We start from the raw sequence: 26679 nt of genomic DNA, 5'->3' as shown, positions 1-26679 counted from the left end.
TTCGCTTGTTCTTTTGTTTTTTTGTATATATTCTAAATTTTCAGGCGTTGAGCAGTAGAATCGCTCCCGGCAATACGTGGACGCGCAGGGCGCTCACCTGTCCGTGCAGATCGCCGTCCAGATGAAGCGGTGTGGGCCGGTCCCAGCGCAGCGTGACCTCCTGGCCCTGGGCATGGTGGACCTGGGGGCGGCCCAGATGGGCACCGCACAGTACGCGCAGCATCAGCTCCATCAGGTGCAGGCGGGTCATGGGGCCGCCTGCGACCACGTTCAGCCGACCATCCCGCGGATCGGACTGCGGGCTGATGCGAAAGCCGCCGCCATATCGGGTACCGTTCATCACGGCAACGATGGGGCTGGGGCCACGGTAGAACTCCTGGCCGTCCAGCGTGATCTGCACGCCGGAGACCTTCAGCTCGCGGATGGTGGCGACCGCTGCCCAGGCATAGCGCGCAAAGCCCTGCACGCGGGCGGGGGCGCGGGTCATGTTGGCGGTCACGGCGGCGTCGAAGCCCAGCCCCAGGCCGTTGAGCAACACGGTGGTGCGGCCCTGCCCCTCCCCTTCCAGCACCGTGACCTTCAGCGCGTCCACCTCGCGCGGCTGGTACGACAGCCGGTCCAGCGCACCCCTGAAGTCACCGGGGCGCAGCCGCAGCATTCCGGCAAAATCGTTGCCGGTGCCCAGCGGCACGATGGCCAGCGGACGGCCCGGCGTGTCCGGGCGAGACAGCAGCGCGGGCAGCAGCGCCCCCACGGTGCCGTCGCCGCCCACCGCCACCACCGCCATGCCGGAGGGCAGCGCCTGCACCCGGGCCAGGGCCGCGGCGCCGCTGTCCTCACGGATAACCTGAAAGGACCACCCGCGCCGCACGAGTTCGGCTTCCAGGCGCGGCCACGCCCGCAGGGCCAACCCCCCGCCCGCCCGCGGATTGAGGACGACGGCCAGCGCAGGAACAGCAGAAATGGGAAGGCCCGCAGGCAGCTCAGTCACCCCAGTGCTCGGGCCGTTCGGCTAGGCCAAAGTGCCACGCCACCGCCTGCGCGATGCGCCGCGCCGCGTGGCCGTCACCGTAGGGGTTGGGGGCCTGAGCCATGGCCGCCAGGGTGGCGGGGTCGTCCAGCAGACCGTTCAGGACGCCTTCCAGCTGCACGGGATCGTTGCCTGCCAGCTTGAGGACGCCGGCGGCCAGCCCCTCGGGCCGCTCGGTGACGTTGCGCAGCACGGCCACCGGTACGCCCAAGGCCGCACCCTCTTCCTGCAGTCCTCCGCTGTCGGTGGCGAGCAGAACCGAGGCAGCCATCAGCGGAGCCATCTCGGAGTAGTCCAGCGGCGTGGTCAGCTCAAAATTGGGCACGCCCTCCAGCACGGGGCGCACCGCTTCCTGCACGGCGGGCGAGAGGTGCACCGGATAGATGAAGTGGTGCTCCGGATGCGCGCCCGCCACCCGCGCGAGCGCCCCGGCCATCTCGCGCATCATGGGCTGGTTCTCGCGGCGGTGCATGGTAACGGTCACCAGCGGCTGGCCGCGCTCCACCCGCGCGCGCCACTCGGGTCGCAGCGGCACGCGCCCAGCAACCTCGCGCACGGCGTCCACGGCGGTCTGGCCGGTCACGAACAGGCCCCCCTCCGGCTTGCCCTCGCGCCGCAGGTTCGCGCGGCTCTCGGCGGTCGGCGCGAAATCCAGGACGGAGAGTACCCCGGTCAGGCGGCGGTTGGCCTCCTCGGGAAACGGTTCGCCCAGGTCTCCGCTGCGCAGCCCCGCCTCGACGTGCCCCACCGGAATGCCTTCATAGAAGGCCGACAGCGCCACGCAGAACGAGGTGGAGGTGTCGCCGTGAACAAGCACCAGATCCGCTTGCATCTCGCGCAGCACGCGCCCAGCCTGCGGCACGATGCGCCCCGTGAGGTCGGCCAAGGTCTGGCGGTCGGTCATCACGTTCAGGTCGCGGTCGGGCGTCAGGCCGAAGACGTTCAGCGCGCCGTCAAGCATCTCGCGCTGCTGCCCGGTGGAAAGAATCAGCGGGGTAAGGCCGGGCTGCGCGGCCAGGGCGGCGTAGACCGGGGCCATCTTGGTCGCCTCCGGGCGGGTACCAAAGGCCAGGACAATGCGTTTGTTGACAGGGGTCATGAATTAGGGGTTCTCCTGGGGCCGGACCTCGCGGTCCTGGGCGCGCATGCGGCGGTAGGCCACGAACCACAGGCACAGCACGATCAGCAGGCCCGTGGCGACGATCACCGGCCAGCGCACGCCCTGAAAGGCCATGCCCGCCATGCCGCAGATCAGCGCCACTCCCCACAGGATCACGGCAGTCCGGCGCGCGCTGGAGGTGCGGGCCAGCACCCGGTGGTGAATGTGGGTCTTGTCGGGGTGACCCAGCGGATTGCGGATACCGCGGGCCAGCCGCCCGATGACGACCTGGGTGGTGTCCAGCACCGGCAGCGCCAGCACGACCAGCGGCACAAGCAGGCTGGCCCCGGCGCTGAACTTGAGGGTGCCCAGCAGGCTGACGGCCGCCAGCGTGTAGCCGAACAGATAAGCTCCGGCGTCGCCCATGATGATGCGGCTGGGGTTGAAGTTGTGCCGCAGGTACCCCAGCGCCGCCCCCGAGAGGCCCGCGAGCAGCACCACGGCGGCGGCGCGGTCGGTGAACTGCGCGGCGGTTGCCAGCAGCACTGTGCTCACCACAAAGCCCACCCCCCCCACCACGCCGTCCACGCCGTCCATCAGGTTGACCGCGTTGGTCAGACCCACGATCCACAGCACGGTGAGAAAGATGCTCAGCGGCCCGTTGATGATGTCGGGGATGATGGGCAAAAAGGGAATGGCATTGAAGTCGATCTTCAGGCCATTGACGATGAGCAGCGCGGCGGCCAGCACCTGCACCAGCAACCTTGAGAGCGGCGAGAGGCCGAACTGATCGTCGATAAAGCCTACCAGCACGAGCAGCGACGCACCCAGCAGAATGGTGAGCACCTGAATGTTGACGATTTCCACGACGATGGGCCGCAGCGTCCAGGCCACGACCACGCTGATCAGAAAGCCCGCAAAGATAGCCAGCCCCCCGGCATTGGGCAGCGGCTCCTTGTTCAGCCGCCGCTCGTTGGGCTGATCGGCCCAGCCCACCTGCACGGCGAATTCACGCAGCCGGGGAATGAACAGCCAGGTAAACAGCCAGGCGGTCAGGAAGGTGATGATGACACTGACAAAGCCCCGGCCAAACAAGTTGGCGATGCCCAGTTGCGCCGCGAGCGTTGATAAAGACTCCATAAACTGACGTGATTCTAAAGGCTGAGGGCGTGCAGATTTTCGTCCGAAAGTCGCAGCGGCTTCACTTGGTGCCGTAGATGCGGTCGCCTGCGTCGCCCAGGCCTGGAACGATGTACCCGTGGCTGTCCAGGCGTGGGTCGATGGCGGCCGTGACGATCTCCACCTCCGGGTGGTCGCGCTCGATCACGGCGATGCCCTCCGGGGCCGCGAGAATGCACATCAGCTTGATGGACTGCGCCCCGGCGTCCTTGAGGCTCTGGATGGCGGCGCTCGCACTGCCGCCGGTCGCCAGCATCGGGTCGGTCAGGAACACCCGGCGCTCGGCGATGTCGGCAGGCAGCTTGTTGTAGTAATCGACCGGCTTGAGGGTGTTGGGGTCACGGTACATGCCCAGATGCCCCACCTTGGCCGCCGGGACCAGCCCCACGATGGCGTCGGTCATGACCAGCCCGGCGCGCAGAATCGCGACGAGCGCGAGCTTCTTGCCGCTGAGCATGGGGAACTCGCCGCTCTGGATGGGTGTGTCGAGCGTCTGCGGGGCCAGTTCCAGATCGCGCATGGCCTCGTAGGCAAGCAGCACGCTGACCTCGGCCGCCAGCTCGCGGAATTCCTTGACGCCGGTGCGCACGTCGCGCATCACAGACAGTTTGTGCTGAACCAATGGGTGGGTAACCACAGTAACCATGGCGCCCACCATACCGTCCCGGCTCCGGTCAGGCGGGCAGCTGGGCCAGCACATGCCGGGCCCGGGCCAGCTTGTGGTCCTTCTGGCCGTCGAACTCATACGGCTCGTTCATCAGGAACCAGTACAGGTCGTGCAGGGTGGTCAGGGCCAGGTAGGCCCGGTAGCGGGTCAGGGTGGCCGGGTCGCGGTCGGGCAGAAAACTCAGGGCGGCGTCCAGGCTCTGGGCCGCGGGCAGCAGGTCCAGCGTGCCGGTCTTGAGCAACGCCAGGTCGCGCAGCGGGTCGTCCCAGTCGGCCTTGGTCCAGTCGATCAGCAGGACGTCGGTACCGGCATGCGGACCCGGCGCCGCGCCGGTGGGGTCGGCGATCAGGATGTTGTCGTGCCACATGTCCAGGTGACAGAAAGCGGCCGGCTGGGTCAGCGCCCCCCCGGCCAGGGGCAGCTCCACCGCGTCGAACAGGTCGTCGAGCGGATACGGGGCCAGCGCGCTGCGAAACCGCCGCAACCGCTCGGCCACCCGGTCCAGATTGACGTGCCCGCGGCGCTCGGCGTGCAGGGCAGCCACGATGCGGCGCAGCTGGGGCAGGGCGCGCGGCACGTCGGCGGCGCGCAGCGGGTGCCCGGGAAAGCGGCGCAGGATCAGGGCCTCGATGCCGTCGGCCTCGGTGGCGTCCAGCACCCATTCGCCCATTCCTGCCCGGCGCATGTTCTGCGCCTCGGTGCGGTGCTGGCCCTTGTGGTTGCGGTAGACCTTGACGACTGCCGCGCCGTCGGGCGTGGCGTACACGCGGCTCTGCATGCCCGAGTCCATAGGACTCAGCGGGCCGTAGCGGGCTTCCAGTTCCGGAAAGCGGTGCGGCGTGGCCTCGCCCGCAGGGCTGGAACGCAGGGTCAAGGCCGTCGCCCCGGCCCCGGCGGGGAGGCGACGCCTGCGCGGCCCCGGCCGCTCACTGCGTGGGCGCCTCCAGCATGACCTTCTCCATCAGGCCGACCAGCCGGGCGTCGAGGCCCTTGCCCGCCTGGGTACGCAGACGCTCAAAGTCACCCAACCGCACATAGGCGTTGGCAACCGCCACAATCCGTGCGTACAGCGGAATGTCCTCGCCCTCCAGCCGGCCCGGCTCGCCCTGGCCGTCCCAGCGCTCGTGGTGGTGGCGAATGGCCTTCTGCGCCTCCGAAAGGTGGGGAATGCCGTGCAGGAAATTGGACCCGACCAGGGCATGACCGCTCTCGCCGTGGATCTTGCCGATGTCGTGCAGCGTGGCGGCGTACCACAGTTCCTCCAGCTCGCGCTCAGCCAGGCCCACGGCGCGGCCCAGCTTCACGCTTGCCTCTGCCACCGCCGCGGCGTGGCCCAGGGCATCGAAGTCACGGCTCTCGACGGCCTCGGCCACCGCGCCGGTGATCTGACGGGCAGTCTGCTTCCAGTCCTCGCGGCTGTCCAGCACCCCCAGCAGCGGCGCGACGGCGGCGGCCCAGCGGTTCACGGCTTCCTGGGCGCCGGGATCAATGCCCCCTGGCCCAGTGCGGTCAAGCACCAGCGCTCCCAGGTTGCGCCCACGGTCGCTGAGCGGCACCACCAGCGAGAGCTTCACGTCACGCATGCCGCAGGTGTTGAGCAGCGTGTGGATCTCGGGCGGATTGAGTTCGTACAGCTCGTGGGCGCCGTCGGTGAGCACCCGCGCCCGCATGCTCGCCCAGGGACCGGACAGCGCCGTGCCAACCAGGGCCCGCGGGTAGCCCAGCACCGCCGTCACACAGTCCTGGCCGCGCCGGACAACGGCGTAGCCGCGCACATCACCGCCCAGCAGGGTGGCGGCGTGGGCCAGCGCGCTTTCCAGCACACCCGTGTGGGTGGGCCGGGACAGCAGATCGCTCAGGATGCGGGTGGCATCGGGGCCGCTGTCCGCAACGCCGCCCTCGCTGGTACGCGGGGTGGCGGCGGGCGGGGCCTGCTGGGGTCGGGGGCGTCGAAACACGTTGGGCGCAGTATAACCAGTTGCGCTTCCCGGTGGCGGTATGGGGTGATGCACCGTCTGTTCCTTCTGCCCGTCCCGCTCCAGCAAACCCCGCCTCCCGCCCAATGGCCGGCTGTTTCCCACGTTAGGCTAAGGAGGATGACCCCCCCCGGTGCCTTCCACCTTCCCGCCGCCTCTGACGCGGTGACCGCACCCGTCCAGCAGGCCTATGACCGCTACGAACGGCAGGCCGGGCGCTGGCTGGGCAGCTATGAAGCGCGTGGCGGCCGGGTGTTCTGCGGAGCGGGCTGTTTCCAGTGCTGCAACATGCCCATCCGGGTGTCCCTGGCCGAGGCGCTGATCACTGCCCGCGCCCTGGACCCGGGGCAGGAGGTGGCCGTCGAGCAGCATGCCCGCGCGGCCCTGGACAATGCCCGCACTGCCCGCGACGACGAGGAGTACGTGCGCCGGCACCGGCAGGAGGTGGGCTTTTGCCCGCTGCTGGACCGCGCCACCGGGGCCTGCACGCAGTACGCGGCGCGCCCCACCCGCTGCCGCGACACCTTCAGCGCCTTTCCGGCGGTGTACTGCGAGGCGGGCACCTGGGAGAAGATGACCCGCCGCGAGCGCGCCGAGTACCGCCGCGAGGTGGCACGCACGCCGGGGACCGACGGCGAGTGGCACTTCATCGCGCCGCTTGAACACCTGTCCGAGCCGGTGTGGGTGGCCGCGGCGCGGGCCATGCGCGCCGAGTGGAACCTGGAGGTGTGGGGCGACTTCTGGCTGCTCACCACCCTGGCACGCGACGCGCAGTTCATGGAGCGGGTCGCGCGCGGGGATGGCCGGGGCGCCTGGAAGGCCGCGGCGCAGGCCGGGCTGGCCCACCCGGCGCTGCTGGAAATCGGGGACTGAGGCGGGTCAGTGGCTCCGGCTGCGGGCGCGCGGGCGGCGCCGGCCGGGCATGCGCCGCAGCTTGCGGGCGGTGTGCCGCAAGCCGTGGTCGGGCCGCACTCCATCGGCGATCAGGTGTAGCCACTGGCTGAGGTAATACCCCAGCATGATGGGCACAGCGAACTTCAGGCTGATGGGCTGCGGGATGTCGGGCAGCGTGAGCGTGGGCACGGCGGTGCGCAGCAGCCCGACAATCAGCGTGATGAGCACTGCGAGATACGCCAGGCGGGTCAGCGGCCCCAGCACCCAGGTGTGGGACAGGCCCCGGTGGCGAAACATCCGGCCGTAGGGCACCCACAGCACGCCCAGAATGCCCCAGTGGCGCTTGCTGTCCACCCGGCCCTCGGCAAGGTCCAGGTCCGGCGACAGCAGAAAGGTGCCCGCCGCGAAGGCCAGCGTGAAGTTCAGGGCCTGGGCGGGGGTGATGGTGAGCAGGTCCTGGCGGCTGAGGATCAGAGCCCCGGCCGCCAGAACGCTGTAGGCAGCAATGTTGATGAGGTTGTGGACACGTCCGCTGGGCACCCGCGTATTGTGCCAGCTCAGCGGCTCAAAACGCCGTCAGCGCCGCACGTCGACCACGGTGCGCCCGCGCACCTGCCCGGCCAGAATCTGGGGGGCCAGCTCAGGCACCTCAGACAGTCCGCGCACGGTGGTGACCTGCTCCAGCGTGGAGGCCGGCAGATCACGCGCCAGCCGCGCCCAGGCTGCCTCGCGCCGGGGCTGGGGACAGGTCACGCTGTCGATGCCGAGCAGCCCCACACCACGCAGGATCAGCGGAAAGACACTGGTGTTCAGGTCGCTGCCGCCCGCCAGACCGCACACCGCCAGCGCGCCGTGGCTGCGGGTCGAGGCATACGCGCCCGCCAGGGTCGCGCCGCCCACGGTGTCCACCACGCCGGCCCAGCGTTCCTTTTCCATCGGACGGGTCAGGGCGGGCAGCTCGTCGCGTGAGATGATGTTCGATGCGCCCAGCCCGCGCAGATAGGTTTCCTCCTCGGTGCGCCCGGTGCTCGCGGTCACCGTGAAGCCTGCCGCCGCCAGCAGGGCGATGGCCGTGCTGCCCACGCCGCCCGCCGCACCGGTCACGAGCACCTCGCCTGCGCCGGGCTCCACGCCGTACTCCTCCAGGGCCATGACCGCCAGCATGGCCGTGAAGCCCGCCGTGCCCACGCTCATGGCCCACGTGGCGTCGGTGCCGCCGGGCTGGCGCACCAGCCACTCGGGCCGGGCGCGGGCCAGTTCGGCGTACCCGCCGTCCTGCCGCTCGCCGATGCCCCAGCCGGTCAGGATCACGCGGTCGCCCGCGTCATACGTGCCGCTGTCGTCCGTGAGGACCGTGCCCGCCAGGTCGATGCCGGGGGTCATGGGGTAGCGGCGCAGCACGCCGGGCTGGCCCGAGACCGCCAGGCCGTCTTTGTAGTTCAGGCTGGAGTGCGACACGCGGATCAGCACGTCGCCGTCCGGCAACTCGGACAGCGGCAGGGTCTGCAGCTCGGCACGGACGGTCTCGGCGTCCTTGAACACCCGCAGGGCGCGGAAGGTCTCGGGAACTTCGTTCTGGCTGTTCATGGCACTACCTCCGGAAATGTGGTTGCCGGCAGCGTAGCGCCTGACAGGCCGACAGAGCCAGCGCCCACGGGCCCGGCGGCCACGGCAGGCCTCCGGCGTGTTACACTCTGTGCTGCTATGGAGCCTCCCAGTTCCGGCTCTTCCCCAGTGCCCGGTGAAACCCGCCCCAGGGCGGCGTTTTTGCTGTGGCTGACAGAAATCACACCGGTCACCGACGACCTTCCCCAATGTGGGGGGGCGGGCAGCATGTGCCACGCGGATGACCGGGGCGCGGTTATGGAGCGCGCCCATTCATGAATGACATTCTCGGCTTGTTGGCCCTGTTCGGGCTGGTCCTGATGAACGGCTTTTTCGTGGCAGCGGAGTTTGCGCTGGTCAGCGTGCGGCGCACCCGCATCGATCAACTGGCCGACGAGGGCAACGCCACCGCCAAGGCCACGCAGCGCGCGCTGCACAACCTCGACCTGTACATCGCGGCCACGCAGCTTGGCATCACCATGGCGAGTCTGGCCATCGGCTTTGTGGCCGAACCGGCCATCGAACATCTGGTCGCCCCCCTCTTCGCGGACACAGCGCTGACCGAGGGCCAGGTCCGGGCGATCGCCTTTGGCATCGCCTTTGCGATCAGCACCGTGTTGCACATCGTCTTTGGCGAGCTGGCTCCCAAGAGCTGGGCCCTGCAGCGCAACGAGCAGGTTTCGCTGCTGGTCACGCGCCCGCTGCTGCTGTTCACCGGCGTCTTCAAATGGGCCATCGTGGGCCTGAACGCCATGGGCAACGGTGTGGTGCGTCTGTTTGGTCTGCGCGGCGTCGCCGGTCACCACACCGCGTACTCAGAAGAAGAAATCCGCATGATCGTGAGTGCGTCGAGCCAGGAGGGCGTGCTGGAGGACAGCGAGAAGGAGCTGGTCTACAACGTCTTCGACCTGTCGGACACCACCGTGCGCGAGATCATGACTCCGCGGGTGGACATGATCGTGGTGGACGGCGCCTCGCCCCTGCGCCGGATGCTGGAGCTGAATGCCGAGCACGGCTACTCGCGTGTGCCGGTCTACCAGGACACCGCCGACAACATCGTGGGCATCGTTCACAGCGGCGACGTGCTGCGGCACATCAACGAGCTTGACAGCGTGTCGGTCGCCGACGTGATGCGCAAGGTGTTCTTCGTTCCCGAGGGCATGAAGATCAAGGATCTGCTGACCAAGATGCGCGAGAAGAAGTCCCACCTGAGCGTGGTCGTCGACGAGTTCGGCGGCACGGCGGGGCTGGTCACGCTGGAAGACGCCCTCGAGGAAATCGTCGGTGAGATCTACGACGAGACCGACGAGGAAGAGCTGCCGCTGTTCGAGGTTGTTGGCGAGGGTGTCTATCTCATCGACGGCGGCATGATCGTCCACGAGGTCGAGCAGATTCTGGGCAGCAATCTGGAAGACGGCGACGGAGAGTTCGACACGCTGGGCGGCTTTATGACCGACCATTACGGCGACATTCCCGAGGTCGGTTACACCTTCGTCAAGGAGGGCTGGGCGTTCACGGTCGAGGAGGCCGACGAGCGCCGGGTCAGCCGCATCCGCGTGGAGCGGGCCGACGAGCCCGGTACCCTGATTCTGACCGAGGAGGCCAGCAGTGAGTGAATTCCAGACCGTTTCCGTTACCCCCGACCCGCAATTGCTCGAGGGAGCCCAGGCCGCCTTTAAGCAGGCCTACGCTCCCTACAGCCGGTTCCGGGTGGGGGCAGCCCTGCGGACCCCGGACGGGCGCGTGTATTTCGGCGCCAATGTCGAGAACGCCAGCTACGGCCTGGGCCGCTGCGCCGAGCAGTCGGCGGTGCAGGCCATGGCGACGGCGGGCGGGCGCGGGTTCACGGACATCGTGGTCTACTCGGAAGCCACCCCCCCGGCCAGCCCGTGCGGCGCGTGCCGGCAGGTGCTGTACGAATTTTCTCCCGAGGCCCGCGTGGTCTGTGTCAACCAGCACGGCGAGGTGGTCAGCGGTCTGGTGCGCGACTTCCTGCCGCACGGCTTCCGGCTGGAGCAACGCGACGACGGGCATGAGGTAGGAACCGAGTAAGCAGCGTTGTGGTGTGAACCCAACAGAAATCTGGGGCGGCCTTCCGCCCCTTTATTTTTTACCTCTGTTCAGGAGGCGGTGTAGGGAACAGTCCGCTCAGGATGCATCGCCAAACAGGCGTGACGACCCCAACCCGGAAGGGAAGAACCTCGCGGCCCTCCCCTTCTTGGCGACTCCCAAACTGTGCCTCAGTCGTGTGCGCCGGCCAGCTCCCTGTTTCCGAACTGCTGGGCTTCAGTGCTGCCTGCCAGGGCGTTGGTGCTGCTTTGGCCCCCGGCGGCGGCGTTGGACACCAGATCAAAGTAGCCGGTCCCGACCTCACGCTGATGCTTGACGGCGGTGAAGCCGCGCTCCTGGGCCGCAAATTCTTTTTCCTGCAGCTCCACGAAGCTCGTCATCTGGTTGCGGGCGTAGCCGTAGGCCAGCTCGAACATGGCGTGGTTGAGGCTGTGGAAGCCCGCCAGCGTGATGAACTGGAACTTGTAGCCCAGCTTGCCCAGCTCGACCTGGAATTTGGCGATGGTCTCGTCGTCGAGGTTCTTCTTCCAGTTGAAGCTGGGGCTGCAGTTGTACGCGAGCAGCTTGCCGGGAAAGCGGGCGTGGACGGCCTCGGCAAAGCGGCGGGCGTCTTCGAGGTTGGGAACCGAGGTCTCGCACCAGATCACGTCGGCGTACGGCGCGTAGGCCAGGGCGCGGCTGATGGCCTGCTCGATGCCGGGTTTGACGAAGAAGAAGCCCTCGGGGGTGCGCTCGCCGGTGCAGAAGGGGCGGTCGTTCTCGTCGATGTCGCTGGTGAGCAGGTTGGCGGCGTCGGCGTCGGTGCGGGCGATCAGGACGGTAGGCACACCGGAAACGTCGGCGGCGAGACGCGCAGCATTCAGGGTGCGGATGAACTGGCTGGTGGGCACGAGCACCTTGCCGCCCAGGTGACCGCACTTCTTCTCGGAGGCGAGCTGGTCTTCAAAATGCACGCCCGCCGCTCCGGCTTCGATCATGGCCTTCATCAGCTCGAAGGCGTTCAGCGGACCGCCAAATCCCGCCTCGGCATCGGCCACAATGGGCGCGAAGTAATCCACGTCGTCCTTGCCTTCACTCGTCTGGATCTGGTCGGCGCGCCGCAGGGTGTTGTTGATGCGCTTGACCACGTCCGGGACGCTGGAGGCGGGGTACAGGCTCTGGTCAGGGTACATCTGCCCGGCGTTGTTGGCGTCCCCGGCAACCTGCCAGCCCGAGAGGTAGATGGCCTTGAGTCCGGCCTTGACCTGCTGCATGGCCTGGTTGCCGGTCAGCGCGCCCAGCGCGTTCACAAAGGGCTCTTCCTTCATCAGCTTCCACAGCTTGTTCGCGCCGTGCCGGGCCAGGGTGTGCTCGATGGGCAGGCTGCCGCGCAGTTTCACCACGTCCTGAGCGCTGTAGTTGCGCTGGATGCCGTGCCAGCGTTCCTCGGTCTGCCAGGTCTTTTCCAGAATCTCGGCGGGGGTGCGCGGGCTGTGTTGGGGTGCAGTCATGGTGGTTCTCCTTATCGGTGGGGGAGGCGGGTCGAGCGGCTGAGGCCTTTGCTGGCCGGTGGTGCGGTAAGGGCATTGTGCGGTGGCCGGCAGCGCCAGAACGGTGGTGTACCTGTGGCATCCAGAGGTACACCACCCCGTCAGGTACACCACCCGGCGGCGGCGCAGCGAAAAGGGCGGCATCCACGCGAGGTGAATGCCGCCCGGAAGGGAACGCGCTCAGCCGGACAGGCCTGGACTGAGCCACCCGGCCAGCTCACGCTCGAAGGCGGCGTGGTGCTCGTGATGATACAGCAGTCCGTGGAACCCGGCTGCCCGCGCAGCGTCGATGTTCTCCTGCACGTCGTCGACGAAGGCGACCTGCGCCGCGGGGACGCCCATGGCCGCCTCCAGCGCCGCGAACGCCTCGGGGGCCGGTTTCTTGTGGCCCAGCTCATTGCTGAAGACCAGCGCGTCAAAGCGGGCAAAGCGGGAATCGGCGCGCAGATGGTCGCTGACCACCGGGTAGTTGTTGCTCAGCAGGCCCACGCGCACGTGCCCCGGCAGGACGGCGAGTGTGTGATACATGGCCGGATTGTCCAGGATGCTGCCCAGGTACAGCGCCTCGAATTCGGGGTAAGGCAGGGTGACGCCGGTTTCCTGCACCATCACGTCCCAGAACTGTTCCAGTGTCCACGCCCCGACTTCCAGCTGACGGACGTGGCGAAAATAGCTGTCCCGGATGCGCTCCACCGGCAGGCCGCCGCGTTCCGCGACGTTCTGGGTGCTGCGTCCATCGAAGGTGCCGACCGTGAAGACGCCTCCCCAGTCGAAGGCGACGTGCCGGGCCACAACGGAATCACTCATGGCGCGATTGTGGCGCATCCTGCCCGCCGCCGTGGAGGCGCTGTTCAGATGCATCGGTCACGCCCCACGCGCCGCGTCCGGAAACCGGCACGGGGAACCCGAGGATTTGTTCCTTCATGCTGAAGATGAGCGGGCAGGCCCTATAGTTGAAGGGTGAATGTTTCGAATCTGGTCAGCCACGGGTATGAACAGGAGGTCCACGCGGTGGCCGCCCGGTTGCGTGACCATGCGGGGCCCATCGTGGTTCTGGCCCATGAGAATCCGGATGGTGACGCTCTGGGGAGTGTCCTGGGGCTGACGCGGGCGCTGCGCAGCCTGGGCAAGACCGTGATTGCTCCGATGAATGTGCCGCGTTACCTGCGTTTTCTGGCCGACCCCCAGGAACTCAGCCTGCCACTGGAAACGTGGCCCGAGAACGCTCTGGCCGCCGTGCTGGATGTGGACAACAACGACCCGGCCCGCGTGGCGGGTGCGCCACTGCACGAGTTTGACGGCGTGGTCGTGAACATCGATCACCACGGCACCAACCAGCGCCGCGCCTCGGCGGGGGTGGTCGATCCCAGCCGGCCCGCGGCAGCGATGATCGTGGCCGACGTGATTGACGCCCTGGGGGTGGAGTGGACCAAAGAGATGGCCACGCCCCTGATGCTGGGCCTGAACACCGACACCGGCAGTTTCCGTTTCAGCAGCGTCACGCCCGAGACCTTTGAGTGCGCCGCCCGCCTGCTGGAACGCGGCGCCCAGCTGGGCTGGCTGAATGATCAGCTGGGTCAGAAGCCGCGCGCCTACTACCTGCTGTTGCGCGAGGTCCTGAACACCATGGAATTCCTGCGTGGGGGCCGGGTCGTGCTGGCGCGCGTGAACGACGACATGCTGCACGGCACCGGCGCCACCTGGGAGGACGTCGAGTCCTATGTGGGACTGCTGCGCGACTCGGAAGGCTCGCAACTGGCCGTGATGATCAAGGATTTTGGAGAACGGGTCAAACTCTCGCTGCGCTCGCGGGGCGAGGTCAGTGCCCAGAAGGTGGCCCTGGCCCTGGGCGGGGGCGGCCACGTCTCCGCCGCCGGGGCCAGCCTGAGCGAGCCGTACGCCGCCGTGCGCCAGAAGCTCGAGGCGGCCATCGACGACGAGCTGGCGCGCGCCGACGACAAGATTAGCAGCGTGGTCGCGGGCGACTGAGTTCGTCCTCGTCCTCAGACAGCTGCAGCTGCACGAACACCAGATCCAGCCAGCGCCCGAACTTGCGCCCCACCTCCCGGAACCGGGCGACCTGAACGAAGCCCAACCGTTCGTGGAAGGTCAGGCTACCCGCGTTCTCGGCGTCCACGCCGCCCACCATGGTGTGAAGGCCCCGACGCCGCGCCTCGTCAATCAGGGCCGTCATGAGCAGCAGGCCCTGCCCCTGACGGTCTTCGCGCACATAGACGCTGTGCTCTACCGTCCCCGCGTAGCCCGCCTTCTCCCGGAAGGAGCCCAGCCGAAGACCTCACCCTGCAATTCGGCGACCAGAACCGGCCAGCCCGCCTGCTGCTTGTGGTCGAACCAAGTCAGGCGGGAGTCCAGGGAAACGGGCTCCAGGTCGTAGGAGGCGGTGGTGTTCAGGACTGCCGTGTTGTATATATTCCAGATGGCGGGAATGTCGGAGCGGAGGGCGGGGCGAACTTGAGCGGACATGCGGTCAGTAGAGCAGAAGCGGGCGCTGTGCGGACGGGAATGCGGGCGGGGTCCTCAGAGATCGAGATCGCCGGGCTTTTTGCGGGCGGACACCTGTTGAAAGCGGTCCTCCAGAAAACGCTGGTGGGTCAGCAGTTCCCGGCCCCCGGTCTGAAAAGCGGAGTCCAGAATGTCCTGCACCGCGTTCAGCAGCAGCTCCAGCTGTTCGAGCAACAGGTCGCGGCCCGTCTTGCCGCCCTCCAGGGGCACCGTGTCGGCCAGGGGCACCGTGTCGGCGCGGGTGCGCGGCAGCCGGAGGTACGCACCCACCGCCGTCGGCACATACTCGTCGCGGATGGCGCGGGCCAGATACCCCGCCTCCCTCCTGTCCCAGCTCGCGCAGTTGGCCCAGGGCTTCGCGGGTCCGCAGGTTCAGCGCCACCAGCTGCGCGCGGGCCTCACCCGGCAGCCGGTCATCGCGCAGCCATGTGATGTAGGGATCGGTGCCAGCGGGCGTCGCCGCAGGCCTGGCGGGGGAAACCGGCTCGCGGGAAACAGCGACCGGGTCCATGTCCCGCTGACGGCCCCAACCCCCAAACGGAAAGCCCCCGGCCTGTTGCGGCAGGGCGGCGGGAGCCTCCGGTGGGCCTGCCGGGGCTGCGTCGGGGGCGACGGGGCGCATGAACGAGAAGGACGCCGTCATCAGCCACAGAAAACCCATGACCACCAACGGGAAGATCATCCAGGACGCGCCCCCGGCCATGAAGACGAACGAGGCGAGCAGCGCGGTGAGCAGCGCACGCCAGCGCCGCTGCCAGTGACCGAAGGCCGTGGCACCAAAGTAGCCCAGCAGCATGCCCGCCGCCGGATGAACAACCCAGCCGGCTCCCAGAACGGCAAGCAGCAGCAGCGCGCCCGACACCACCGCCACCGCCTGCCACTGGCGGCCGCGCCGCGTGAACAGCACCGAGACGAAGAAGGCCAGCCCCATACCGGCCAGCGGATGCACCACCCAGTCCATCACCATCAGCGCCGCCCCCGGGCCAGAGGCGGATCCTTGACACGGCGGCGGGCAGCACACGGCAGATAAAGCTCGACCATGCCTGTAGCGTAACGCTCCGGTTCCCAAAGGGGGAATCAGCCATCCGGCGCACCCGCAGTACCACTGCGTACCAGCACAAAACTCCCCGGCTGATCCAGTGGACCCAGCCGGGGAGTTTTGTGCCTGAGAAGCTTACTTGCGCAGGCTGGGGTTCAGGACTTTCTTGCGCAGACGGATGTTGTGCGGCGTCAGCTCGACGAGTTCATCGCTGCCGATGTACTCCAGGGCGTCTTCCAGGCTCATCTTGCGCGGCGGCACCAGGGTCAGGGCGTCGTCGGCACCGCTGGAACGCACGTTGGTCAGCTTCTTGTTCTTGCAGACGTTGACGTTCATGTCCTGCTCGCGGGCATTTTCACCCACGATCATGCCGACGTACACTTCTGCGCCCGCATCAATGAAGAATGAACCCCGGTCCTGCAGCTTCCAGATCGAGTAGGCGAATGCCGGACCGTCTTCCATGCTGACGAGCGAGCCGTTCTGACGGGTCTTGATCTCGCCTGCCCACGGCGCGTAGCCGTCAAAGACGTGGCTCATGATGCCCTCGCCCTGGGTCATGGACAGGAACTGCGTGCGGAACCCGAACAGGGCGCGCGAAGGGATCTTGAACTCCACGCGGCTGCGGCTGCCCTGCGGCTCCATGTTCACCATCTGGCCCTTGCGGGCGCCCAGCACACCGATCACGGTGCTGGCGTGATGCTCCGGCACGTCGATGACCAGATGTTCCACCGGCTCATGCTTCACGCCGTCAATCTCGCGGATGATGACCTGCGGGCTGCCGACCTGCACTTCGTAGCCCTCGCGGCGCATGGTTTCGAGCAGGATGCTCAGGTGCAGTTCGCCGCGCCCGGAGACGATGAATTCGTCAGGGCGAACCTCTTCCACCTTCAGCGACACGTTGGTCATGACCTCGCGCTTGAGGCGGTCGTTCAGGTGACGCGACGTGACGTACTTGCCGTCCTTGCCCGCAAACGGGCTGGTGTTCGGCTGGAAGGTCATGCTGACGGTCGGCTCGTCCACGGTGATGATGGGCAAGGCCTCGGGGTCTGCCAGATCGGCCACGGTTTCCCCGATCTGCGCGTCCTCGATTCCGGCCAGCGCCACGATGTCGCCCGCACTGACGGCATCGGCCTCGATGCGGCGCAGCCCCAGGTGCGTGAACGGCTGCACCACGCGGGACTTGGTCATGGTGCCGTCCTTGTGCATCAGCTGCACAAATTCGCCCTTCTTGACCGTGCCGCGCTGCACCCGGCCCAGCACGATGCGGCCCAGGTACTCGGAGTAGTCGAGGTTGGTCACGAGCATCTGGAAGGGGGCTTCCAGATCGGTGGGAGGCGCGGGGATGTGCTCGAGGACCATCTCGAACAGCTCGTGCATGTCTTCCTGGGGGTTGTTCAGATCCTTGAACGCCTTGCCTTCGCGGGCAATCGCGTACAGGATCGGGAAGTCGAGCTGATCGTCGTTGGCACCCAGTTCGGCCATCAGGTCGAAGGTCAGGTTGACGACTTCCTCGGGGCGGGCGTCAATGCGGTCGATCTTGTTGATGACCACGATGGGCTTGAGGCCCAGCTCAATGGCCTTGCGCAGCACGAAACGGGTCTGGGGCATGGGGCCTTCGGCGGCGTCCACGAGCACCAGACAGCCGTTGACCATGCCCAGAACGCGCTCGACCTCGCCGCCGAAATCGGCGTGTCCGGGCGTGTCCACGATGTTGATCTTGACGCCGTTGTATTCCACCGCCGTGTTCTTGGCGAGAATGGTGATGCCACGTTCCTTTTCCAGGTCGTTGCTGTCCATGGCGCGTTCGGTGATTTCCTCACCGTGTCCGAGCTTGAGGGTCTGACGCAGCAGGGCGTCCACCAGCGTGGTCTTGCCGTGGTCGACGTGCGCGATAATGGCGATGTTGCGGTATTCCATGTCTCTTCTCTCCCCTGCCCGGCCACGCCCGCCGGGATTTCCGGAAAAAGCGGGGATGAGCAGTCATCTTCAACGTGGTGCATCAAAAAGCCCGCCACACGAGAGGTGGGCGGGACACCCAAACGGAGATTCTAGCAGAGTTGAGGGGCGAACAGGTCAGGGGCAGGTCACGCAGGCCGCAGGACCTGCCGTGGAAGAGCAAAACGTCGCCCGTGCCGGACAGACCCGGACGGAAACCGTAGCCGCCGGCACGCACCGCCCCGCGAATCTGCGTCAGCATCGGACATGGTCCACTCTTCCCGCGTTCCCCGTTCCCGGTGGTGGGGCTGGGCACTGCCGTCCATGCTGGCGCTGACCTCGCTGGCCGCCGCCCACTCCGCTCCAGCCCTGCCCGACAGCGCCATTGCTAGGCCCGACCGTCAGTTCGGACTGCCCTTTGCTGGTGCGCCCGGTCCCGACACCTGGCTGCTCGGCCAGGGGTACGGCAACACCACCGGGGCCTACCGCCAGCGGCGCAGCACCTACGGCAACCTGCAGGGCATCCATGCGGGGCTGGACTTCAGTGCGCCGTGCGGCACCCCGGTGCGGGCCATCGGGGACGGTGTGGTGGCCGAGGTGGACGGCCCACACGGCAGTCCGCCACACAACGTGGTCATTGACCATGCGGGCAACCTCAGCAGCCTGTACGGGCACCTGCTGCGGCGTTCGGAGCTGCGGCCCGGCACCCGGGTCACGCGGGGACAGGTCATTGGCCTCAGCGGCGACTCTCAGGGCACCTGTATCAGCGCTCCGCACCTGCATCTGGAGTTGCGCGACCGGGCCCACCAGCGCTTTTTCAATCCGCTGCCCTACATCGCTGCCGACTGGGATTCGCTGGCGCTGTCGGGCAGTTTCTCGCGTGGATACGAGTATGACCTCAGCGCCCCGCGCAGGTGGCAGACGCCGGATGCCCAGCCGGAGGCCCGGCGCGGCGCGGCGCTGCTGAATGACTTTCAGCGTCCCTGGCCTCCGGCGGCAGGAGGAGCGAGGTGAGGCGGCTGTTCTCGCTGGCACTGTTGCTGGGAACGTGCGCCGTGGCCGCCACCCTGCCCTCGCGAGCTGTGCTGTCGGGCACCTGCTGTCCGGGCGCGACCTGGACCCCGGACTCGCGGGCCCTGCTGTTTCTGGACGGCCCGCCTGCGCGCGCCAGCACCGGCTTTTACACGGTGGCGGCCACGGGCGGCGAGGTGACGCGCCGCTTTTCCAGCGTGGCCTTCTTCTCGCCGGGGCTGCGCTGGGCGGTGCGTCCCGGTGCGGGCGAGACGACGGTACTGGAGCGGCTGGCCGACGGCAGGCGGTTCACCCTGCCCACCTACGGCGCGGACGTGACCTGGAACGGCGCCGAGACCCGGCTGGCGTATACCCGCAGCGACACCACCGGCAACTACGACCGCCGGGCCACGCGGGTCTTCGTGGCCGACGTGTTTGGCGCTCCGCGCGCGGTTGCGACCCTCTACGGCGGCGGCGTGAGCGGCTGGGTAAACGACGACACCCTGCTGCTGTCGGGCAAGCGGCAGCCCGGTGACCGGGACCGCGAGCTGTTCACCCTCAACATCCGCAGCGGGGCCAGAACCACCCTGCGCACGGCGCTGGGATTCCGGAGCATCAGCCTCAGCCCGGACGGCCAGCGGGTGCTGTACACCGTCTCGTTTGACAGCGCCGCCCGCAACGGCCTGTGGCTGCAGGGCACCGCGGGCGGGTCACCCACCGAGATCAATGACTTTGGGGCCTACCGCTGGCGCGACGCCGACCGCTTTCTGCTGATTCCGCTGAACCTGGACGGCGGCCCCCACGTGCTGCGCCAGTACACCGTGAGCCTGAGCGGCTGGAACACCCTGGGCGACCTGGGCGATCAGGTCCGTCAGGGCGACTGGGGAGTCAGCCCGGACGGCAGGAAACTGAACTTCCTGAGTGCCCGTGACGGCAACGTCCGGGTGCTGACGCTGCCGTAGGGAAGCGGGGTCAGCACAGGTCCAGCCACCACCATCCGCCCACGTCCTGCCGCCCGGCCCGCCGCGCCGCCGTCAGCGCACCCCGGTTCTCACCGTGGATGGTGCCACTGAGCACCCGTCCGTCGGCGGGCAGGTGGCGGGCGAGCAACGTGGACAGCGAGGGGCCGAGGCCGTGGCCGCGTGCGTGCGGAGCGAAGAGCAGTTCCTGAACGACCTGAGCGGGCAACCCCAGCCGGGTGTCTGGCAGCGTTCCTGCGTAACCGCTCCACCCGCCGTGCCACAGCACGTCAAACATGGTTCCAGCGTCGATGGTGGCCTGTAAATCTTCCTCGGACAGCAGGCGGGCCTGACCGGGATGCTCCGGGTGGGCGGCGTCCACGGCGGCGTAAGCGGCCCGGGCATCGACGTAGTTCGAGAGATCGGTGGTGGGCCTCAGACTCAGCGCCGGGCCCACCGCTCCTCCACTCAGTTCGGAGAGCGGCGCGGCGAGGACACGCATGTCCGGGCGCAGTCCGGAGAGCGTTGTCCCGGCGCTCCAGAACCGAAGACGGGGCGGCCGGAAGGCGGCGTACCCACGCCGGGCCGCCTCCGCCAGCGCGGCGAGGTCCTCCACCGACACCCGGCGTGAGGCCACGCTGACATCTACGAACGGCTTGCTCACGTCCATTCCCTCGAAGCGGATGCTCAGCATGGCGTTCAGATCGGGGGTGACCGCCACCCAGCGGTTCAGATACGCCTCGGCGGGCGGGCCGACGTTAATGAACTCGGCCCGCTGGCCCGCCAGTTCCCGGTCGGTGGCGAGCTGCAGGTCTAAGGCGTGTTCCTCTTCCAGATTCGCCAGCCGCTCCGGTTCGGAACACCACGCCCGTGTCAGCGGATGCTGGGCGGTCAGGGAAAAGCGGGCGAGGTCGGCGGCGGTCGGCAGAAGCATCCGTGTCACTGGCCCGAGGGTAAGCCCCCCGCCCCCAGGGATGCCTCCACCGCACGGCGCAGGCGCGGTCTGCTACCCTGTTGAGCAACCTAACGAGCGTTAGTTTCCGCCCCCTCCCCCGCCCGAGGTGACCCGCATGAAAAGCAAGAACGAGTGGATGCACAGCGTCTACCAGCCCGCCACGCAAAAATTTCCCGAGCGCAAGTACAACTTCTCCAACCTGTCGGACATGGACCCCGAGCCGATCTACACCGCCGACGATCTGAAAGACTGGGACGCCGAGCGCGACCTGGGCTATCCCGGCGAGTTTCCGTACACGCGCGGCGTGCAGCCCAGCGTGTACCGCGGCAAGCTGTGGACCATGCGGATGTTCGCGGGCTTCGGCAGCGCCGAGCAGACCAACCAGCGCTTCCACGCCCTGCTGCGCGCCGGCCAGACGGGTCTGTCGACCGCCTTCGACCTGCCCACCCTGATGGGCTACGACTCGGACCACCACTTTTCCAGGGGCGAGGTGGGCAAGTGCGGGGTGGCGGTCAGCTCCCTGGCCGACATGGAAATTCTGTTCCAGGGCATCGACCCCGAACAGGTCACCACCTCCATGACCATCAACAGCCCCGCGAACGCAATCTGGGCCATGTACATCGCCAACGCGCAGAAACAGGGCAAGGACCTGGGCAAGATCGGCGGGACCATCCAGAACGACATCCTCAAGGAATTCATCGCGCAAAAGGAGTTCATCTACCCGCCCAGCCCCTCGGTGAAGCTGGTGATCGACACCTTCGAGTGGGGCCCGAAGGTTGTGCCCCGCTGGAACTTCATCTCGGTGAGCGGCTACCACATCCGCGAGGCGGGGGCGACCGGCGTGCAGGAACTGGCCTTCACGCTCGCCGACGGCTTCCACTACGTGGAAAAAGCGCTGGAGCGCGGGCTGGACATCGATGAATTCGCGCCGCGCATCAGCTTTTTCTGGGACATCCACAACGACTTCTTTGAGGAAATCGCCAAGCTGCGCGCGGCCCGGCGTATCTGGGCGCGGCAGATGCGCGACCGGTACGGCGCGAAGAATCCCAAGTCGTGGATGCTGCGGACCCACTCGCAGACCGCCGGGGTCAGCCTGCCCGCACAGCAGCCGCTGAACAACATCGCGCGCGTGGCCATTCAGGCCCTCGCCGCCGTGCTGGGCGGGACCCAGAGCCTGCACACCGACGCCTTCGACGAGGCGCTGGCCCTGCCCACCGAGGAAGCGGCCACCATCGCGCTGCGCACCCAGCAGATCATCGCCTATGAAACCGGCGTGGCCGGAGTGGTCGATCCTCTGGCCGGCAGCTACTACGTCGAGAAACTCACCGACGACATCGAGCAGGCGGCCATGGGCTATATCGAGCAGATCCGCATGATGGGCGGCGTGGAGGCGGGCATCGACAACGGCTTTTTCCAGCTGGAAATGGCCGAGGCCGCCTACCGCTACCAGCGCGAGGTCGAGACCAAAAACCGCATCATCGTGGGCGTCAACGACTTTGTGCAGGACGCCGTGGAAGTGCCGATCCAGCTCATCGACCCGCAGGTGGAAAAGGTGCAGGAAGCGCGTCTGGCCCAGGTCCGGCGCGAGCGGGATCCGGCGCGGGTGGAAAAAGCGCTGGCCGACCTGCGCGAGACCGCCGTCACCGGGGCCAACTCCATGCCCGCCTTTCTGGAGTGTGCCCACGCCTACGCCACGCTGGGCGAGCAGATGGACGTCCTCAAGACCGTGTACGGCGAGTACGTGGAACCGGCCGTGGTGTAAGGTCCGGTACAAGGCGGGTGGGCCACCTCCATGGAAGTGGCCCACCCGCCCTGTTGTGGGGTTGGTTTCAGAAGGTGTAGCTCTTGGGCACCACGACCACACCGTTGTCGGTCACGGTAAAACCGCGCGCCCGGTCCTCCTCCACGTTCAGGCCGATCTTGGTACCCGGCGGAATCACCACGTTCTTATCGACGATGGTGCGGCGCAGGTGCGAGTGGCGGCCCACCTCCACCTCGTCGAACAGCACGCAGCTTTCCACCAGCGAGTAGGAGTGAGTGCGTACGCCGCGCCCGAGCACGCTGTCCCGGACCGTGCCGCCGCTGATGATCACACCCCCGGCCATGATCGAGTTGAAGGCCTGCCCCTTGCGCCCGTCGCTTTCGTGGACGAACTTGGCAGGCGGCGAGAACTCGCTGCTCGTCCGCAGCGGCCACTCGGCGTTGTACAGCCCGAATTCCGGGTTGATGCTCACCAGATCCATGTTCGCCTCGAAGTAGGCGTCCAGCGTGCCCACGTCGCGCCAGTACAGGTTGGCCCCGGTCTGTCCGGGAATGGGATTCTTGTGGAAGTCGTAGGCCATGACGTTGTAGCCGTCGGCCAGCGCACGCGGAATCACGTCTCCGCCGAAGTCGAAGCCGTCCTCGCCGTCGGTCATGTTGGTGACCAGCAGTTCCTCGAGGGCGCGGCGCGAGAAGATGTAGTTGCCCATGCTCGTCAGGCTGGTGCCCGGCTGACCAGGGATGCTGGGCGGATCCTTGGGCTTCTCCAGAAAATCGGTGACGCGCCACTTCTCGTCGATGTGCATGATGCCGAACTGGTGGGCCTGCGCCTGCGGCATGGGGTAGGCCGCAATGGTGATGTCGGCGCGGGTATCGATGTGCGACTGGATCATGTGCTCGACGTTCATCTTGTAGATGTGGTCGCCCGAAAAGATCGCCACGTAGTCGCAGTCGTGGTTGTCGATGAGGTGCATGTTCTGGTACACCGCGTCCGCCGTGCCGCGGTACCACACCGGCCCCAGTTCCTCGATGCGGTACATCTGCGCGGGCACCAGCGTGATGAAGTAATCGCTCAGGAAGGTGCCGAAACGCCAGCCGCGCTGGATGTGCTCGGTCAGGCTCTGGGCCTTGTACTGGGTCAATACGTAGATGGAAAAGACGCCACTGTTGATGAAATTGTTGATGGCGAAGTCGATGATGCGGTACTTGCTGCCGAACGGGACTGCCGGTTTGGACCGTTTCTGGGTCAGCGGGGCCAGTCGCGACCCCTGACCTCCGGCGAGAATCATGCCTAGAACACGTGGTTTCATGCTTACCCCCTGTGGACCGTGCAGCGCAGCCATGGAAAAGAGTGAAGGAACAAAGGCCCCCCAATGGGGCTGGATTGACGTCTTCTCCGTTCCACTGTAACGCGCTTCAAAGGTGCGGCGACCCACAAGATGTTTAATGCTCGGCTAAGGCCCCCCCTGTGCGCCGAGCAAGGCCGTGAGCCGCTGCCGGGCCTCGGACACGGTCAGCGGGGCGGCTCCCAGCTGACTGCGGACCGAGGTGAGCTGCCGCTTGGCATATTGCCGGGAGGCCACGGCGACCTGCCCGGTCGCCTCTTCGGGGGCCAGCTGGCCGTGGTGGACCGCCAGCGCCTCGCGGTAGCCCAGGGCCTGCCAGACGGTGGGGCGCGGACGGGCCAGCGGGTCCACCCGCGCCGCAAGCCACGCGGCCTCCTCGGGCCATCCCGCAGCGAACATGTCCCGCACCCGCGCCGTGATGCGGCCTTCCAGCTCGGGGCCGGGGCGCGTGAAGGCGGTCACGGCATACCGGAAGCGCGGCCGGCTGTGCCCAAAGGAACCGGGATACCGTCCGGTGCGGCGGTATACCTCGGTGGCGCGCACGGTCCGGCGCGGATTGCGCTCCATCCGGGCCGCCTCCGCCGGATCGGTGCGGGCGATGTCGGCGAGCAGGGCGTCCAGTCCGCGCGCTGTTAATTCGGCCTCCACCTCGGCGCGCACCTCGGGATCGGCGGGTGGGGTAAGGGGCAGGCCGCGCAGCAGCGCCGCGAGGTAAAAGGTCGTGCCGCCCACCACCAGCGGCACCCGTCCGCGCTCCAGTACGTCCAGGATGGCCGCCTCAGCCTCACGCACGAACCGGGCCACGTCGTAGGCTTCGGTCACGTCGGCCACGTCCAGCAGGTGGTGGAGCACCGCCTCACGGTCTTGCGGGGTTGGCTTGGCCGTGCCGATGTCCAGCCCCCGGTACACCGTGAAGGCGTCTGCCGAGACCACCTCCAGACCGAACTCGCGGCCCAGTTCCAGCGCGAGGGCCGATTTTCCGGCGGCGGTCGGGGCGGTGAGCATCGCGACCGTCGTCACCGCGACTCCGCGGCTGGCCGGTCAGGAAGAATCCTTATCACACCGCCGATTCTAGGGGTGGTAGCGTGGTGGGCATGAACGAGCCGGTGCTGGCCCGATTGCAACACCTGATGACCCTGCGCGAGGAGGTCGAGTCCCTGGAGCGCAGTGGACCGTGGATGCCCCCCGCTGACTGGGCGGACGGTGACACCCATCTCACCCTGTACCTGGACGTGCCGGGCATCGACCCGGACAGCCTGGAGATGCAGGAGGAAGGCCAGACGCTGCGGATCGCCGGGCAGCGCGCCGCGCCGGACCAGTTGTTGAGCGCCGAGCGTCCTGGCGGCTCCTTCCGGCGGGCGCTGACCTTTCCGCGCGAGGTGCTGCCCCAGACCGGAGAAGCCCGCCTGGCCAACGGCGTGCTGAGCGTGCGCTTTCAGAAGCGGCACCCGACCATTGATGTGAACGCCGCCGAGTTGGAGTCCCCCGGGCGCTGAAGCTGAGCACGTCCTGTCGGCCAGCGTGAAGTTTCCTGTGCAGTCGCCCACCCCTTCCGGGCCCGCCGGTCCGTATGGCATGGTGAGGCATGACCCGAACCGTCGATCCCAGCGGCCACGACCTCAAGCGTCTGGCCACCGAGGTCCCCCAGAATGTGCCCGTCGTGATGCTCAACCTGCTGAAATTCCGCGAGGCTGCCGCGTATCCGCCGGGTCACGAGGAAGCGGGCGGCTCGGGGCGCGACGCCTACGCGACCTACAGCCGCCTGATCGTTCCCATGCTCAGGCGCGCAGAAGGAACCCCGCTCTGGCGGGCTCAGGCCAGAAGCGCCTTCATCGCTCCGGCGGGTGAGGAGTGGGACGAGGTGCTGCTCGTCCGCTACCCCTCCATCGGGGCATTTATCGGCATGGTGACCTCTCCGGACTACCAGGCCATCACCGTACATCGTAGCGCGGCCCTGCAGGACTCGCGGCTGATTGCGACCACGCCCGAGATGCCCGGAGCCCTGACACCACTGCCCGGTTCCTGACCCAGGTCATACCCCACACAGTTCCACAAATGTGGGCGGTCGGTTGTGTACCTTAGATCATGCGACCTGTGGCGTTCCTGGCGGTCTTCGGCAGCGTGGTCCTTAATCTCACGCAGGCCCAGACCGACCTCCGGTACAGCGGCCCCATCACCATCACGCGCGGGAGCGTGTACCGGGGCAACTGGCGCAGCCTGGACCCCGCCCGGCCCGCCGTGACCATCAAGACCGCCCAGCCGGTGGTCATCGAGAACTCGAACATCCAGAGCCGGGGCCACCTGATCTTCACGGCCTACGTCAAGGCCCGCCTCATTCCCAGCACAAAGACTAAGAGTAGCAGGGAAAGTTAGGTCTCATATCCATCCTCCGGAAGGTCAGAGGAAGCCGCACCTTCAAGATCTTCCTATCCGTTACGCCCATATTTTTGCTGTGGCAGTCGGCAACATATCCATCAGATTTAGGCCCACAAGCGGTTTAGGTGTTTTGCCTGCGTGAAGCTGCCGGGGCCTTTTGCAAGGCTTCTGGGGAGTAGAGAGACTGACTTGGACTTCTCCTCGCTATCATCCGTCCCACCTTTCCCCTTTTAAACAGCCCCAGTCAGATTTCCCGACCACACCCAAATGAAAAACCCCGCGCCTGGCGGGGATTTCTCTTGGTGGGCGGTATAGGATTTGAACCTACGACCACTCGCTTGTAAGGACGCATCACAATTCCTAAGGACCTCTGAGAGAGCCTAGCGCCTAAGCATTATATGCGTCTGGGACAGCATTCTATGAACGGTTAGGAGTGAGCAGGAATAAGCAGGAATGACCCGTTTTGGCTTGCTACTACACTGCTACTACACTGAAAACATGGCTTTAAAACCCCGTGTGGCACGGGCAGAAGGCGTGTTCCATCGCTTCCCACTACGCACAGGCATTGGGCAGCGGGTACTGGGAATCAGTAGAGAGCATGTTCGCTGCTGCGAAACTCCTGTTGGAATCAGGGCTCAAATGCATACCTTGACCTCCTCTGCATTCCACGCTATCTTCGAGAAATCAAGGCGACCTCCGGGTCGCCTTCTTCTTTGCTCGTCTCC

The 26679-nt window shown here is 67.2% G+C and carries 28 protein-coding genes; 11 read left to right on the top strand and 17 right to left on the bottom strand.

Annotated features, from left to right (window positions below; all coding sequences use genetic code 11):
• Window positions 1-40: 40 nt before the first annotated feature.
• The 6 genes from IEY21_RS07045 to IEY21_RS07020 form a co-directional block, all read right to left on the bottom strand.
• Window positions 41-991, bottom strand: a complete 951-nt coding sequence (locus IEY21_RS07045; RefSeq protein WP_229752946.1) for a diacylglycerol/lipid kinase family protein — start codon at window positions 989-991, stop codon at window positions 41-43.
• Window positions 984-2129 carry a non-hydrolyzing UDP-N-acetylglucosamine 2-epimerase gene (gene wecB / locus IEY21_RS07040; RefSeq protein WP_188902805.1) on the bottom strand — a complete coding sequence of 382 codons (1146 nt, stop codon included), beginning with the start codon at window positions 2127-2129 and terminating at the stop codon, window positions 984-986. The genes IEY21_RS07045 and wecB overlap by 8 nt, the downstream gene beginning before the upstream one ends.
• Before the next feature lie 3 nt (window positions 2130-2132).
• Window positions 2133-3269, bottom strand: coding sequence for an MraY family glycosyltransferase (locus IEY21_RS07035; RefSeq protein WP_188902803.1), 1137 nt, complete (start codon window positions 3267-3269; stop codon window positions 2133-2135).
• A gap of 61 nt (window positions 3270-3330) precedes the next feature.
• Window positions 3331-3954, bottom strand: coding sequence for a uracil phosphoribosyltransferase (upp, locus tag IEY21_RS07030; protein WP_188902801.1), 624 nt, complete (start codon window positions 3952-3954; stop codon window positions 3331-3333).
• Between the two features lie 28 nt (window positions 3955-3982).
• Complete coding sequence (locus IEY21_RS07025) at window positions 3983-4849, bottom strand: phosphotransferase (RefSeq protein ID WP_229752945.1); 867 nt, start codon at window positions 4847-4849, stop codon at window positions 3983-3985.
• A 52-nt stretch (window positions 4850-4901) separates the two neighbouring features.
• A complete protein-coding gene (locus IEY21_RS07020; RefSeq protein WP_373290490.1) occupies window positions 4902-5933 on the bottom strand; it encodes an HD-GYP domain-containing protein in 1032 nt (343 codons plus the stop codon).
• Between the two features lie 138 nt (window positions 5934-6071).
• On the opposite strand from IEY21_RS07020, the gene IEY21_RS07015 reads away from it, so the two are divergent.
• Window positions 6072-6824 (top strand): YkgJ family cysteine cluster protein, encoded by a 753-nt coding sequence (locus IEY21_RS07015; protein WP_188902799.1) that lies wholly within the window; start codon window positions 6072-6074, stop codon window positions 6822-6824.
• A gap of 6 nt (window positions 6825-6830) precedes the next feature.
• Here IEY21_RS07015 and IEY21_RS07010 read toward each other — a convergent pair whose 3' ends face one another.
• A complete protein-coding gene (locus IEY21_RS07010; protein WP_188902797.1) occupies window positions 6831-7385 on the bottom strand; it encodes a metal-binding protein in 555 nt (184 codons plus the stop codon).
• Between the two features lie 36 nt (window positions 7386-7421).
• Complete coding sequence (locus tag IEY21_RS07005) at window positions 7422-8432, bottom strand: MDR family oxidoreductase (RefSeq protein WP_188902795.1); 1011 nt, start codon at window positions 8430-8432, stop codon at window positions 7422-7424.
• A gap of 293 nt (window positions 8433-8725) precedes the next feature.
• On the opposite strand from IEY21_RS07005, the gene IEY21_RS07000 reads away from it, so the two are divergent.
• Together IEY21_RS07000 and cdd are read left to right on the top strand one after the other, a co-directional pair.
• Window positions 8726-10066 carry a hemolysin family protein gene (locus IEY21_RS07000; RefSeq protein ID WP_188902793.1) on the top strand — a complete coding sequence of 447 codons (1341 nt, stop codon included), beginning with the start codon at window positions 8726-8728 and terminating at the stop codon, window positions 10064-10066.
• A complete protein-coding gene (gene cdd, locus IEY21_RS06995; RefSeq protein WP_188902791.1) occupies window positions 10059-10502 on the top strand; it encodes a cytidine deaminase in 444 nt (147 codons plus the stop codon). The genes IEY21_RS07000 and cdd overlap by 8 nt, the downstream gene beginning before the upstream one ends.
• 188 nt (window positions 10503-10690) lie before the next feature.
• Here cdd and aceA read toward each other — a convergent pair whose 3' ends face one another.
• The gene (gene aceA, locus IEY21_RS06990) at window positions 10691-12010 is read right to left on the bottom strand and encodes an isocitrate lyase (RefSeq protein ID WP_188902789.1); all 1320 of its coding nucleotides are present in this window, start codon (window positions 12008-12010) and stop codon (window positions 10691-10693) included.
• A 219-nt stretch (window positions 12011-12229) separates the two neighbouring features.
• Window positions 12230-12856, bottom strand: coding sequence for an HAD family hydrolase (locus IEY21_RS06985; protein WP_188902787.1), 627 nt, complete (start codon window positions 12854-12856; stop codon window positions 12230-12232).
• A 153-nt stretch (window positions 12857-13009) separates the two neighbouring features.
• Between IEY21_RS06985 and IEY21_RS06980 the strand changes: the two genes are divergently transcribed.
• Window positions 13010-14038 (top strand): DHH family phosphoesterase, encoded by a 1029-nt coding sequence (locus IEY21_RS06980; RefSeq protein WP_188902785.1) that lies wholly within the window; start codon window positions 13010-13012, stop codon window positions 14036-14038.
• Here IEY21_RS06980 and IEY21_RS17095 read toward each other — a convergent pair.
• The 3 genes from IEY21_RS17095 to IEY21_RS16820 are packed head-to-tail and all read right to left on the bottom strand — an operon-like array spanning window position 14013 to window position 14842.
• On the bottom strand, window positions 14013-14279 hold the full coding sequence (locus IEY21_RS17095; RefSeq protein WP_308424828.1) for a GNAT family N-acetyltransferase: 267 nt from the start codon (window positions 14277-14279) through the stop codon (window positions 14013-14015). The two genes, IEY21_RS06980 and IEY21_RS17095, sit on opposite strands and share 26 nt — an antisense overlap.
• 14 nt (window positions 14280-14293) lie before the next feature.
• Window positions 14294-14533 carry a GNAT family N-acetyltransferase gene (locus tag IEY21_RS17090; protein WP_308424827.1) on the bottom strand — a complete coding sequence of 80 codons (240 nt, stop codon included), beginning with the start codon at window positions 14531-14533 and terminating at the stop codon, window positions 14294-14296.
• Between the two features lie 54 nt (window positions 14534-14587).
• On the bottom strand, window positions 14588-14842 hold the full coding sequence (locus IEY21_RS16820; protein WP_229752944.1) for a hypothetical protein: 255 nt from the start codon (window positions 14840-14842) through the stop codon (window positions 14588-14590).
• A gap of 350 nt (window positions 14843-15192) precedes the next feature.
• On the opposite strand from IEY21_RS16820, the gene IEY21_RS16815 reads away from it, so the two are divergent.
• Complete coding sequence (locus tag IEY21_RS16815) at window positions 15193-15333, top strand: hypothetical protein (RefSeq protein WP_229752943.1); 141 nt, start codon at window positions 15193-15195, stop codon at window positions 15331-15333.
• Between the two features lie 413 nt (window positions 15334-15746).
• Here the strand turns inward: IEY21_RS16815 and typA are convergent, their stop codons facing one another.
• Window positions 15747-17528 carry a translational GTPase TypA gene (gene typA / locus IEY21_RS06965; RefSeq protein ID WP_188902783.1) on the bottom strand — a complete coding sequence of 594 codons (1782 nt, stop codon included), beginning with the start codon at window positions 17526-17528 and terminating at the stop codon, window positions 15747-15749.
• A 342-nt stretch (window positions 17529-17870) separates the two neighbouring features.
• Here typA and IEY21_RS06960 point away from each other — a divergent pair, with 342 nt between their 5' ends.
• Together IEY21_RS06960 and IEY21_RS06955 are read left to right on the top strand one after the other, a co-directional pair.
• The gene (locus tag IEY21_RS06960; RefSeq protein ID WP_188902781.1) at window positions 17871-18560 is read left to right on the top strand and encodes a M23 family metallopeptidase; all 690 of its coding nucleotides are present in this window, start codon (window positions 17871-17873) and stop codon (window positions 18558-18560) included.
• On the top strand, window positions 18557-19519 hold the full coding sequence (locus tag IEY21_RS06955; protein WP_188902779.1) for a TolB family protein: 963 nt from the start codon (window positions 18557-18559) through the stop codon (window positions 19517-19519). Before IEY21_RS06960 ends, IEY21_RS06955 begins: the two co-directional genes overlap by 4 nt.
• A gap of 10 nt (window positions 19520-19529) precedes the next feature.
• On the opposite strand, the gene IEY21_RS06950 is transcribed toward IEY21_RS06955, so the two are convergent.
• Complete coding sequence (locus IEY21_RS06950) at window positions 19530-20459, bottom strand: hypothetical protein (RefSeq protein ID WP_229752942.1); 930 nt, start codon at window positions 20457-20459, stop codon at window positions 19530-19532.
• Between the two features lie 127 nt (window positions 20460-20586).
• Between IEY21_RS06950 and IEY21_RS06945 the strand changes: the two genes are divergently transcribed.
• The gene (locus tag IEY21_RS06945) at window positions 20587-22233 is read left to right on the top strand and encodes a methylmalonyl-CoA mutase family protein (protein ID WP_188902777.1); all 1647 of its coding nucleotides are present in this window, start codon (window positions 20587-20589) and stop codon (window positions 22231-22233) included.
• A 67-nt stretch (window positions 22234-22300) separates the two neighbouring features.
• Here the strand turns inward: IEY21_RS06945 and glgC are convergent, their stop codons facing one another.
• Together glgC and miaA are read right to left on the bottom strand one after the other, a co-directional pair.
• The gene (gene glgC, locus IEY21_RS06940) at window positions 22301-23542 is read right to left on the bottom strand and encodes a glucose-1-phosphate adenylyltransferase (protein ID WP_188902775.1); all 1242 of its coding nucleotides are present in this window, start codon (window positions 23540-23542) and stop codon (window positions 22301-22303) included.
• Window positions 23543-23686: 144 nt separating this feature from the next.
• Window positions 23687-24598 carry a tRNA (adenosine(37)-N6)-dimethylallyltransferase MiaA gene (miaA, locus tag IEY21_RS06935; RefSeq protein WP_229752941.1) on the bottom strand — a complete coding sequence of 304 codons (912 nt, stop codon included), beginning with the start codon at window positions 24596-24598 and terminating at the stop codon, window positions 23687-23689.
• Between the two features lie 74 nt (window positions 24599-24672).
• Here miaA and IEY21_RS06930 point away from each other — a divergent pair, with 74 nt between their 5' ends.
• The 3 genes from IEY21_RS06930 (at window position 24673) to IEY21_RS06920 (ending at window position 25951) form a co-directional block, all read left to right on the top strand.
• Window positions 24673-25074: an Hsp20/alpha crystallin family protein gene (locus IEY21_RS06930; RefSeq protein WP_188902773.1), complete on the top strand. Its 402-nt coding sequence runs from the start codon at window positions 24673-24675 to the stop codon at window positions 25072-25074.
• Window positions 25075-25163: 89 nt separating this feature from the next.
• The gene (locus IEY21_RS06925) at window positions 25164-25604 is read left to right on the top strand and encodes a DUF1330 domain-containing protein (protein ID WP_188902771.1); all 441 of its coding nucleotides are present in this window, start codon (window positions 25164-25166) and stop codon (window positions 25602-25604) included.
• 59 nt (window positions 25605-25663) lie between these two features.
• Window positions 25664-25951: a hypothetical protein gene (locus IEY21_RS06920; protein WP_188902769.1), complete on the top strand. Its 288-nt coding sequence runs from the start codon at window positions 25664-25666 to the stop codon at window positions 25949-25951.
• The last annotated feature ends 728 nt before the right edge of the window (window positions 25952-26679 follow it).

Origin of the sequence: Deinococcus aerophilus (assembly GCF_014647075.1) — a bacterium.
Lineage (GTDB): Bacteria > Deinococcota > Deinococci > Deinococcales > Deinococcaceae > Deinococcus > Deinococcus aerophilus.
Note: the sequence above shows the minus strand (reverse complement) of the source record. Positions and strands in the feature narration are given on the sequence as shown.

Excerpts from the sequence above, each read along its gene's own strand:
- IEY21_RS07035 (WP_188902803.1), bottom strand. The coding sequence starts at position 3,269 with ATGGAGTCTTTATCAACGCTCGCGGCGCAACTGGGCATCGCCAACTTG.
- IEY21_RS06960 (WP_188902781.1), top strand. The coding sequence starts at position 17,871 with ATGCTGGCGCTGACCTCGCTGGCCGCCGCCCACTCCGCTCCAGCCCTG.
- IEY21_RS07015 (WP_188902799.1), top strand. The coding sequence starts at position 6,072 with ATGACCCCCCCCGGTGCCTTCCACCTTCCCGCCGCCTCTGACGCGGTG.
- IEY21_RS06985 (WP_188902787.1), bottom strand. The coding sequence starts at position 12,856 with ATGAGTGATTCCGTTGTGGCCCGGCACGTCGCCTTCGACTGGGGAGGC.
- aceA (WP_188902789.1), bottom strand. The coding sequence starts at position 12,010 with ATGACTGCACCCCAACACAGCCCGCGCACCCCCGCCGAGATTCTGGAA.
- IEY21_RS06930 (WP_188902773.1), top strand. The coding sequence starts at position 24,673 with ATGAACGAGCCGGTGCTGGCCCGATTGCAACACCTGATGACCCTGCGC.
- IEY21_RS16815 (WP_229752943.1), top strand. The coding sequence starts at position 15,193 with ATGAACGAGAAGGACGCCGTCATCAGCCACAGAAAACCCATGACCACC.
- IEY21_RS07005 (WP_188902795.1), bottom strand. The coding sequence starts at position 8,432 with ATGAACAGCCAGAACGAAGTTCCCGAGACCTTCCGCGCCCTGCGGGTG.
- typA (WP_188902783.1), bottom strand. The coding sequence starts at position 17,528 with ATGGAATACCGCAACATCGCCATTATCGCGCACGTCGACCACGGCAAG.
- IEY21_RS17090 (WP_308424827.1), bottom strand. The coding sequence starts at position 14,533 with ATGTCCGCTCAAGTTCGCCCCGCCCTCCGCTCCGACATTCCCGCCATC.
- upp (WP_188902801.1), bottom strand. The coding sequence starts at position 3,954 with ATGGTTACTGTGGTTACCCACCCATTGGTTCAGCACAAACTGTCTGTG.
- IEY21_RS06920 (WP_188902769.1), top strand. The coding sequence starts at position 25,664 with ATGCGACCTGTGGCGTTCCTGGCGGTCTTCGGCAGCGTGGTCCTTAAT.
- IEY21_RS06925 (WP_188902771.1), top strand. The coding sequence starts at position 25,164 with ATGACCCGAACCGTCGATCCCAGCGGCCACGACCTCAAGCGTCTGGCC.
- IEY21_RS07000 (WP_188902793.1), top strand. The coding sequence starts at position 8,726 with ATGAATGACATTCTCGGCTTGTTGGCCCTGTTCGGGCTGGTCCTGATG.
- glgC (WP_188902775.1), bottom strand. The coding sequence starts at position 23,542 with ATGAAACCACGTGTTCTAGGCATGATTCTCGCCGGAGGTCAGGGGTCG.
- IEY21_RS06945 (WP_188902777.1), top strand. The coding sequence starts at position 20,587 with ATGAAAAGCAAGAACGAGTGGATGCACAGCGTCTACCAGCCCGCCACG.
- wecB (WP_188902805.1), bottom strand. The coding sequence starts at position 2,129 with ATGACCCCTGTCAACAAACGCATTGTCCTGGCCTTTGGTACCCGCCCG.